10 protein-coding genes, 1 pseudogene and 1 riboswitch are annotated in these 9,406 nt (G+C 43.1%); of the genes and pseudogenes, 6 read left to right on the forward strand and 5 right to left on the reverse strand.

Annotated elements, in window-relative coordinates; all coding sequences use genetic code 11:
* On the forward strand, positions 1-529 hold a 529-nt coding region (locus VM640_RS06945; RefSeq protein ID WP_325390699.1), incomplete at its 5' end, for a 3'-5' exonuclease.
* Positions 530-669: 140 nt separating this feature from the next.
* Here the strand turns inward: VM640_RS06945 and VM640_RS06950 are convergent.
* Positions 670-1,005: a L,D-transpeptidase gene (locus VM640_RS06950; RefSeq protein ID WP_325390700.1), complete on the reverse strand. Its 336-nt coding sequence runs from the start codon at positions 1,003-1,005 to the stop codon at positions 670-672.
* A 122-nt stretch (positions 1,006-1,127) separates the two neighbouring features.
* On the opposite strand from VM640_RS06950, the gene VM640_RS06955 reads away from it, so the two are divergent.
* Together VM640_RS06955 and VM640_RS06960 are read left to right on the forward strand one after the other, a co-directional pair.
* Complete coding sequence (locus VM640_RS06955) at positions 1,128-1,583, forward strand: YsnF/AvaK domain-containing protein (protein WP_325390701.1); 456 nt, start codon at positions 1,128-1,130, stop codon at positions 1,581-1,583.
* 77 nt (positions 1,584-1,660) lie between these two features.
* The gene (locus VM640_RS06960; protein WP_325390702.1) at positions 1,661-2,101 is read left to right on the forward strand and encodes a YsnF/AvaK domain-containing protein; all 441 of its coding nucleotides are present in this window, start codon (positions 1,661-1,663) and stop codon (positions 2,099-2,101) included.
* 27 nt (positions 2,102-2,128) lie between these two features.
* Here the strand turns inward: VM640_RS06960 and VM640_RS06965 are convergent, their stop codons facing one another.
* A complete protein-coding gene (locus VM640_RS06965) occupies positions 2,129-4,000 on the reverse strand; it encodes a cell wall-binding repeat-containing protein (protein ID WP_325390703.1) in 1,872 nt (623 codons plus the stop codon).
* 288 nt (positions 4,001-4,288) lie between these two features.
* Here VM640_RS06965 and VM640_RS06970 point away from each other — a divergent pair.
* Positions 4,289-4,820, forward strand: a pseudogene (locus tag VM640_RS06970) (nitroreductase family protein).
* Positions 4,821-4,886: 66 nt separating this feature from the next.
* Here VM640_RS06970 and thiE read toward each other — a convergent pair.
* From thiE to thiD, 3 genes are read right to left on the reverse strand one after another with little or no spacing between them, the layout of a single operon-like run.
* Positions 4,887-5,516: a thiamine phosphate synthase gene (gene thiE / locus VM640_RS06975; protein ID WP_325390704.1), complete on the reverse strand. Its 630-nt coding sequence runs from the start codon at positions 5,514-5,516 to the stop codon at positions 4,887-4,889.
* Entirely contained in the window at positions 5,509-6,321 is an 813-nt protein-coding gene (thiM, locus tag VM640_RS06980; RefSeq protein WP_325390705.1) for a hydroxyethylthiazole kinase, read from the reverse strand. Before thiM ends, thiE begins: the two co-directional genes overlap by 8 nt.
* 43 nt (positions 6,322-6,364) lie before the next feature.
* Positions 6,365-7,171 carry a bifunctional hydroxymethylpyrimidine kinase/phosphomethylpyrimidine kinase gene (gene thiD / locus VM640_RS06985; RefSeq protein WP_325390706.1) on the reverse strand — a complete coding sequence of 269 codons (807 nt, stop codon included), beginning with the start codon at positions 7,169-7,171 and terminating at the stop codon, positions 6,365-6,367.
* 79 nt (positions 7,172-7,250) lie between these two features.
* A riboswitch (TPP riboswitch) is annotated at positions 7,251-7,364 on the reverse strand.
* A gap of 349 nt (positions 7,365-7,713) precedes the next feature.
* Here thiD and VM640_RS06990 point away from each other — a divergent pair.
* Together VM640_RS06990 and VM640_RS06995 are read left to right on the forward strand one after the other, a co-directional pair.
* Complete coding sequence (locus tag VM640_RS06990; RefSeq protein ID WP_325390707.1) at positions 7,714-8,844, forward strand: LuxE/PaaK family acyltransferase; 1,131 nt, start codon at positions 7,714-7,716, stop codon at positions 8,842-8,844.
* A 35-nt stretch (positions 8,845-8,879) separates the two neighbouring features.
* The gene (locus VM640_RS06995; protein ID WP_325390708.1) at positions 8,880-9,326 is read left to right on the forward strand and encodes an acyl-CoA reductase; all 447 of its coding nucleotides are present in this window, start codon (positions 8,880-8,882) and stop codon (positions 9,324-9,326) included.
* The last annotated feature ends 80 nt before the right edge of the window (positions 9,327-9,406 follow it).

Below are 9,406 nucleotides of genomic sequence, written 5' to 3' on the forward strand. Positions count from 1 at the left end.
CTATCTCGAAGAACAAATGAAGTCTTCCAATAAAAATAAAAACTGTAAGGCCGTGACCCTTTCAACGATCCACTCCGCTAAAGGATTAGAATGGGAACAGGTTTATCTTGTGGACCTTGTCGAAGGCATCATTCCTGAACGAGAGACGATAAAGGCTGAAAAAAGTGGGCAGAACGAATTATTGGAAGAGGAAAGGCGTCTTTTCTATGTCGGGATGACGCGGGCTAAAAGGCGGGTAACCCTATGCACAATGGATTATTATCATAATAAACGGGTTAAAGCGTCCCGTTTTGTCCGCGAGGCAGCGCTTGTTATGGAAGGGAAACCTCCGCAAGAGATCCTCCAAAAGGAAGCGGAAGTCCTCCAGAGTGATCTCGTTGCAGGGTTAGTGGTCTCCCATAAAACCTTTGGCAAGGGAGTCATCGTTAGTGAGGTGGGGAACGTGATTAATGTTCGTTTCAAAGACGGCTCACAGCGTTCCTTCATGAAAGACTTCTGTGAACAACAGAAGTTGATCTGGGCAGACTAGTACGTATGGGGAGGTGCTTCATAAAGCATTTGAGGTGCAACACACGGAAAGTGACTTGAAACATCTGGCAAATCAGATCAACACACTAACAGAGGAAACCCGTGTCGTTATGGAGTCAACTGGAGCATCGCAATCGTTGATTAAGGCCGAATAGTGACAGTGGTTCCAATCGGTACAATTCGTGAAAGCTCTAATACATCATGGTTGTGCATTCTTATACATCCCTTAGATACATACTGACCTATGGATTGAGGATTATTGGTGCCATGAATTCCATAGTGAGGTTTATTGAGTCCCATCCACATGGCTCCAAAGGCTCCACCAGGGTTTGGGGCCTTGTTTATTATCCTAAATGTGCCGGAAGGTGTTGCAGTAGCGATCTTGCCAATTCCAACCGGATAGGACCGAACCACTCGGCCATCTTGTAATAAGTGGAGTTGTCTGTTACTTAGAGAAACGTTAATAGAATACGCCATTTTACCACCCCGGTTATACTATTCAATTAAAGAAAAAGTTGCTTCTATATGCATTGACGAACGTTCTCAGGATAATTTAGCCCTTGAAGGGCAATATATATAAAGAAAGGGGTGTTTAATACATGGGTATATTTGATGCTATTTTTGGAAACGGCGAGGACACTAAAAAAGAAACTAATAATGAGGACGCAACACTGCTTCTCCGCAAAGAAGAGCTTAATATTGACAAAAGCAGCGTGCAGACAGGTGAAGTGGAGCTTAGTAAGGAAATTATTGAAGAACAAAAGATAGTTGATGTTCCAATAAAACGTGAAGAAGTTGTAATTGAAAGAAGAACCTTAAACAATGAACAAAGTGATTCTCCCATAACTGACGAAGAAACCATCCGAATTCCTGTGAGTGAAGAGAGAGTTGAAGTAGATAAACGTACAGTGGTATCAGGGGAAATTTCTGCTCACAAACGTGATGTAGAAGATACAAAGCATATAGATGAAACCCTTAAACGAGAAGAAGCTCGGGTAAATAAGATCGGTAACCCCGATTTAGTAGACGAAGTAACTGATCAAGATTACCATTAATAAAGCAGGAAACACCACACCAATCCTGAGCAGGATTGGTGTGGTGTTTTTCCGAATAAGTGGAGGGCAGCAACGTTATGACAAAGGCCACACAAAATATAAATGCTGAAGATATGCTAGAAACAAGTATACCGATAGAAAGCATATACGACAGTAAAGAGGTGACCCTTCAGATTAAAGAGGAACAACTCAATTTAGCAAAAAAGTGGATGCAAACAGGAGAAGTTAAGATTTATAGGGATTCTTTCACGGAGGAAAAAAGCTTTACTGTGCCTGTTGAACGCGAAGAGCTCGTAATAGAGAAGAAAACACTGGCTTCAACTACCCAGGAACACATAGATGGGCCCACAGAAGTTATCCGTATACGCCTTAGTGAAGAACAGGTTAAATTCACTAAACACAGGGTGGCTTTAGAGGATGTATCCATATATAAACAAGAAATAGAAGATATAAAACACATTGAAGAGACATTAAAGAAAGAGGAACTTAAATTCAACTTGAATATTAAAATTACCTGAATTAAAGCAGGCATAATGCATGCTATTTTATTCGTTAACGGCCTGGATACTGAAGTTTGCTACTGGAGCACCGTTGGACAGATCATAGCTTCCTGTCTTGTCGTAGCTTACTAGGACATTGGAATCAGTACTTACAATTGCCGAACTCAGCGTCAGGGTTACTTTTGTGCCGGATACTGCAATGTTAGTAACTGTCGGTGTCGAAGCTACCCCTGTCACCTTAAAAGCTACCGGATTGCCAAGCGAGCCTGTTAAAGCACTGCTCATTGTTAAGACAATATATCTGCTGTTCGATATCACCGCGTTAGAAACGGTAGCGGCCGAAGGTACAACTACGCTTTGTGCTGTCCCGAAGTAATAGCCGTTTTTAGCCACAGTTACGGTATAGGTATGACCCGCTGCCAGCGTTGCTCCAATCTTATAGGTCGCGCCACCGCTTGTCGTTACCGAGCTAATCGTTACAGGTGAGTTGCCATCTAGGAGTATAAAATGGTTTGCGTTCAAACCATACAGTGCCGGGTTCACTGTCACTGAGAAACCTGTTGTTGATGGTTCATTAATAGTCAGCGTTTCCGAGAAATTAGTCGTAGGTACGACCACGTTCTGAGCAGTTCCGAAGGTATGACCTTCCTTGGTTGCCGTTAATGTGTAGATTTGACCAGCAGTCAAAGAGGCGGTCAGAGCATATGCTTTTCCGTCATCTAAAGCAGTTGCACTTGTAATCGTTACTGAGTCTCCTGAACTGTTAAGAAGTGTAAAGTTATTTACCTTCAAGTCATCCACGGCTGGATTCACGGCTACGATAAAGCCTGTGGTCGATGAATTTCTTACTGTTAGCGCTGATGTGGTTGTTGTCGTTTCTCCTCCGTTTTGTAAAACTTGATTAATTTTATCGACCAGACGTTCCGAAACTGCGCCTTCGCCTCCTAAAACGTTAACCTGAGGCTGCACTTTGTTATTTCTTAGAATTTCCAAATAGGCTTCTATACTCTTCGGCAAATCTTCGCTCCGAGGATTTACCAAAAGAATAGGAGAACCCTGTGAAGCAGCAAGCGTACTACCGGAAAGGGCATCAGCGAAATCAAAACCATTAGCAACATAAATTTGAGTAGGATTTGGATAGAACTTGTTCAGAATCTGAGCTAAGGTTTCAAAACGGTCAGCACCACCTAACCGCTGGATTTGAGAATTGGGAGATAGGGTTTGGATTTGGTCAAGCAAGCCATTATGCATAACCTCTTTGCCACCGACGACATAAACTTCAGTCGGTTGGTCACTAGTCAAAAAGTTCTGAACCGACTGCGTTAGGTTAGAAGAGTTACTCAGTAAGATAGGCCAACCTCTACTTGCTGCCAGCGAGGAGATTCCCAGAGCATCCGGAAAGTCCGTACCGCTAGCAAGGATGACCGGAGTTCCTTTAGCAACATTTAACTGATTAACGATTAGAGCATTGGTCGCAAAACGATCTTCCCCACCTAAACGATTGATATGGAAGCCATTATTAAGTAACCATTGCTCAGAGCTGTGAGAAATAATCCCATTTCCACCAACTATCGTAACCGTACCCCCTGTAACCAAATGCTCCTTCACATAATTATAGCTCATCAGCGAGTCTTTATACCCCGGGCTGACCAAAATAATGGGTGCTTTCAGTTGAAAAGCCAAAGTGCTGGCAGACAAAGCATCCGGGAAATTATGAGCCGAAGCCAAGACAATATTCTGGACCTGTTGACCCGCATCAAGCGTATTCGCAATAGAAGTGGACGTCTCAAACCGATCTTCACCGAAAAAGCGATGCGAAGCTGATTTACCCGGTGAGGCCTGAACGGCTAAAGAGAATGAAAAGAAAAGACTCGCCGTACAGATAAGGGATACTAGAACTTGAGATTTGCGTTTCACTAATTATTCCTCCTTCTCCTTTGTGGTCTCGAATTGATTCACTTAACTATATATTCGTGGGCACTCATGTATTTTACGGGGGCAGCTTTCAATATTTACCAAAAAAATATTCGCAGAATCGAAAAATTAAAGCGGAAGAGATTCTCAAAGCCAGATGGGGTATTGACACTGAAGTTCCTGTTCGTATAGAGGATTTAAAGTTGATGTATGGAATTACTATGAAGAAGTAAGGGAGATCGAAAAGAAAGTCGGAGGAACAAGATTTAATATAACGGGAGGCCAATAAGCATGATTAAAGAGATTATAATGCGTCGAAGTATAAGAAAGTATATTGATAAACCAGTTGAAGATGAAAAAATAGTTAAGCTAATTGAGAGTGCAAGGCTTGCTCCATCTGGTAGTAACACACAGCCTTGGAATTTTATCATCGTAAAATCAGAATTAACGAAACGAAAATTAGCTGTAGTATCCCATAATCAACAATGGATGCTTACAGCTCCAGTTTTTATTGTATGTATTGCAGATATTCGTTGTAGAATACCAGAAGATGTAAACATTTCGGTAGATGAAACTAGTCCAGAAGAAGAGGTTAAACAGATAATCAGAGATACAGCGATTTCCATCGGATATATATTACTGGAAGCTGAGAACTTAGGACTAGGTACTTGCTGGGAGGCCTGGTTTATCCAAGAAGAAATTAGACCCATCTTAAATATACCTTGTGATAAATATGTAGTGGGCTGTTGGTTATGCGAATGAGTTGCCCAAAGCTCGCCCAAGAAAAAAACTCGAAGAAATAGTACACTATGAAAGTTGGTGAGATAAAGGGATAAAATGAAGGATACCATACATCCCTAGTATGGTATCCTTCATTTTATAATTGAAATTACTTGGAGATTATCTTTCTCAATTGATGAGCTGCGCCTTGGATATTATCCTGAGCTAAAATAGCGGAGACCACCGAAATCCCGTCAATTCCTGAAGTTATCGCCTCGGGGGCATTCCATTCGTGTATACCGCCAATGGCTACTACAGGAATATGGACGGATTTTTTGATTTGTTTTAACTCGTCAAAGGTCACGATTTTGGCCTCTGGTTTAGTGGGGGTCGCTACCATCGCACCCACGCCGAGATAATCGGCACCTTGTTTTTCCGCGAGAAGCGATTCTTCTAAGGTACCAGCAGAGACCCCAATGATTTTGTCAGGACCGAACAATTTACGAGCCATGGGCATAGGAAGATCATCCTGGCCGATATGAAGTCCATCCGCATCAATCGCTAAAGCGATATCTAGACGATCATTGATGATGAGAGGAATTTCATGACGCGTCGTGATTTCTTTGACAGCTAGGGCAAGTTTTAAGAATTCCCGAGTGGAAACGGATTTTTCCCGGAGTTGGACGAGCGTTACTCCGCCAACAATCGCTTGTTCAATCGATTGGCATAAATCACGACCTTTTAGAGTTTCACGGTCGGTGACGAGATATAGACGATAATCAATTTCGGCTTTATTCACAGGTAACCTTACTCCCTTTCGCTAAATTTTCAGGGGTCATATTATAGATTTTATCTAATAGACGTATCTTGAAGGTACCAATTCCTTCTTCAGGAGTAAGCGATTGCTGGGCGAGCTCACCGGCAAGCCCCATGGAGACGATTCCGGCGACGGTCGCCGTCAGATAATCTTGATTGGCACCACAGTAAGCCCCGATGAGGGAAGTGGCCATACATCCTGTGCCGGAAACATCCGATAAGATGCGATGGCCATTGTCGATTTGGCAGACCAGCTTGCCATCTGATACGATATCTGTTTTACCGGTAATGGCAACAATGCAATTCCATCCCAATGCGAGTTTTTTTGCAATGACTTTGCCATTCTCTTCACTTGCGACGGAATCGACTCCCTTGGTTTGAACATTAAGACCCGCTAACACTTTAATTTCCGACATATTGCCTCGAAGGACAGTGGGCTGAACTTCGTCGATGATTCGTTGAGCGGTATTTGTGCGTAGAGTCGTTGCCCCAACACCTACGGGATCAAGAATAATAGGAATGCCAAGAGATTTCGCCTTTTTACCGGCAGCAAGCATACTTTCGATCGTTCGGGAATTCAGGGTTCCGATATTGAGGACTAAGGCCGAAGCAATGCTCACCATTTCCTCAACTTCAGTTAGTTCATCCGCCATTACAGGAGAGGCTCCGATGGCGATAACGATGTTGGCACAGTCATTGACCGTAACATAATTCGTCAGGTGATGGACAAGCGGGCTTTTCTCTTTTACGGCCGATAAAGCAGCCGCCATTTTTTCTGGTATGTTCATCAATATAGAACCTCCTAATACTCTGAAAATCTTTATTCGTGTTTTAATCGTCGAGAAGTCCAGCCTTCTGATACAGACTATAAAAATGATGGGTTGGGCCTACGCCTTTGCCGATGTCTAACGAATGCTCAATCGCGATCGTGATATACTCCTTCGCTTTAGCAATCGCATCCGTAATGTTCATTCCACGCGCAAGATTCGAGGCGATGGCTGAGGATAACGTACACCCGGTTCCATGGGTATTCTTTGTATTGATCCTAGCAGATGAGAAAGGAATGAATTCCTGACCATCATAAAGAATATCCGTAGAGTCTGTTTCAAGATGTCCCCCTTTAATTAAGACATTTTTAGCGCCCATCTGAAAAATGGCTTTGGCTGCATCTTCCATTTCCTCATGGGTATGAATCGATCGATGGGTCATTACTTCTGCTTCGGGAATATTGGGGGTAACCACTGTAGCTAACGGTAACAATTCTTGAATTAACGTTTGCTCTGCATCGGGATTGAGAAGATGGAAGCCACTCTTGGAGACCATCACAGGGTCAACAACCAGCTTCTCCGGAGCGTATTCTCTCAACTTTGCGCTAATGATTTTAATCGTGGGAATTTGGGAAACCATCCCGATTTTAACCGCATCGACGACGATATCCTCAAAGATTGCATCAATTTGTTTGGCAATGACGTCAGGATCAATATCCTGAACCGCAAACACGCCTTGGGTATTTTGGGCAGTGACAGCAGTGATCACGCTCATACCAAAAACACCATGAGCAGAAAAGGTTTTTAAATCAGCCTGAATTCCGGCACCGCCACTACTATCAGAGCCAGCGATGGTTAAAACGTTTTTCACCAGAAATTCCTCCTTTGGAATAAAAATTAATGACTTAAACATAGAGAAAGAGCACAACTCCAGGCGGGGTGTGCTCTTTTAATACAGAGTATTGCTTACCTACGCTGGGATTATCCAGATCAGGTTCAAAGGGTCTTAGACTTTAACAGGTCTAAATCTCAGCCGACCTTATCCAGCTCCCCTGCCTAACTATCAGGTTAGATATTGATTAAAATAGCATGTAATACGTCGAAAGTCAAGGAAATTACCAGATGCTAGAAAGGACTAAAACGCAAGCTGAATCAGGCTGAAACTTGAACGTTTCCGTCAAACGTGCTAATCTTTACTCAATACGAAGTAGAATTTAGAAGAAGAATTTAACTGAATAGAGGGAGCTTGAGGAATTGAGCTGAGAGGGTAGTTGAGACCACTGCCGACCGTGATACCTGATCTGGATAATGCCAGCGGAGGGACAGACATATTGGAGTAAAAAACCGCTCATTTTCGAATGAACGGTTTTTATTTTTACTTTATAAATTTTAAAAAGAAAGAAGTAGAACTCTATGAGAGCAGAATCTGAAGAAATGGTTCAAGACATCTTTGACTATATCCAGAGGTTTAAAAATAAAGCGAGTACCTCTCCAGATATTAGTGCAGACTTCAATGCTTTAGCCTTAAAACTTTTTCAATTTCAATATCAATGGAATCCTGTTTTTAAAAAATATTGTCAGGCTCGCCGCAAGTTGCCGCTAACGGTTAAGCGCTGGCAGGATATTCCCCCGATTTCTTATCAAATGTTTAAGGAGTCCACCCTAGCGTGTGAACCTATTGACGAGACGATTCCTGTCTTTATGACGAGTGGCAGTACTAATCCAGAAAAAAAAGGCCGTAATTACCATCCGACCTTTAAGGTCTGGGATGCGTCGATGATTTTTCCTTTCAAAAATTATGTCCTCCCCGATCGGGAGAAAATGAGGATTTTCGTGCTATCCCCCGGTGAAGATGTGAATCAGAAGTCATCTTTGTCAAGATACTTATCCCTAGCGGTCAGAGAATTGGGGAGTAAAGGGAGTCAGCTTTTCTTTCATGAAGAAACAGGGTTTGATATGCCAGGCTTAGTTGCTGCGCTCAAACAAAGCGCAGAAGAGCAAGAGCCCGTTCTTCTGCTGGGCGCGACCTTTGCTTATGTGCATTTCGTAGATTATTGCCGAGAGCAAGGGGAGAAGTTCCAACTGCCCAAAGGAAGCAGAGTGTTTGATACAGGCGGGTTAAAAGGGCAGGCTCGCGAAGTGACGAGTGATGAATTATATGCCTGGTTCAAGGAATTCTTTGATGTCCCTCGGAAACTCTGTATCAATATGTATGGGATGACGGAACTCTGTTCACAGATGTATGATCGCACAATTGAAACCTATCTCTCCGGGGGCCCGGTGATTTATGATAAAATAGGACCCGCCTGGACGCAAGTTCAGGTCTTAGATCCGAATACGCTGGAAGCTCTTCCTGACGGGGAAACCGGTTTGCTGGCCCATTATGACTTAGCAAATTGGAATTCTTGCTTAGCGGTTCTGACGGAGGATATCGGCTACAAGACCAAAGAGGGTTTTACCTTACTTGGGAGATCGAAGGGAGCGGAACCTCGCGGCTGTTCGATAGCGGTTGATCAGCTCATTGCGGAACAGAAAAAAAGTTAACGATCTGCAAAACCCAAAGGAGGGAAGTGAGAAATTTGCCAAAAGAAAAAGAACAACATTCCCTGATCCCTGCTTATTTTGTTCCCGACGGAATCACCTTTGATGCGTATCGCGAACAAGAGTATGGCGAATATACCCTGCAATTTCCGGTCTTAAGTGGGGAGAAATTAGCCGTGATTTGTGATGAAGTACTGACTCGGCGCAGCGCCTACTTGGCGAAGTTAACGACGCAGCAAATTATTGAGCGTATTGATCAAGCCGTTCAACTTTGGTTGAACCCCAATTACCCTCTTCGTAAAATTGCCGAGCAGGTTCTGCCGTCTCTGACTGGATATAATGCGGAAACGGTTCGCTTAGAATTGAAACGGTACATGCGCGGGTTTCGCAAAAAGGATCTCTATCGGTTTTTAGGACGTAAAGACAAGAATCCTCCCCATTTCAATGGGGAGATGAATTGTCCCTCGTACTATGTGTATGGTTGATATTCCTGTTGATAATAGTATTTATCGGGTATTTATGCTATACTATATACATGAGAAAAGATAACCTTATTCACGGACGT

Origin of the sequence: Desulfitobacterium sp. (assembly GCF_035539115.1) — a bacterium.
Taxonomy (GTDB): Bacteria; Bacillota; Desulfitobacteriia; order Desulfitobacteriales; family Desulfitobacteriaceae; genus Desulfitobacterium_A.

Excerpts from the sequence above, each read along its gene's own strand:
- VM640_RS06955 (WP_325390701.1), top strand. The coding sequence starts at position 1,128 with ATGGGTATATTTGATGCTATTTTTGGAAACGGCGAGGACACTAAAAAA.
- VM640_RS06950 (WP_325390700.1), bottom strand. The coding sequence starts at position 1,005 with ATGGCGTATTCTATTAACGTTTCTCTAAGTAACAGACAACTCCACTTA.
- VM640_RS06960 (WP_325390702.1), top strand. The coding sequence starts at position 1,661 with ATGACAAAGGCCACACAAAATATAAATGCTGAAGATATGCTAGAAACA.
- thiM (WP_325390705.1), bottom strand. The coding sequence starts at position 6,321 with ATGAACATACCAGAAAAAATGGCGGCTGCTTTATCGGCCGTAAAAGAG.
- VM640_RS06990 (WP_325390707.1), top strand. The coding sequence starts at position 7,714 with ATGAGAGCAGAATCTGAAGAAATGGTTCAAGACATCTTTGACTATATC.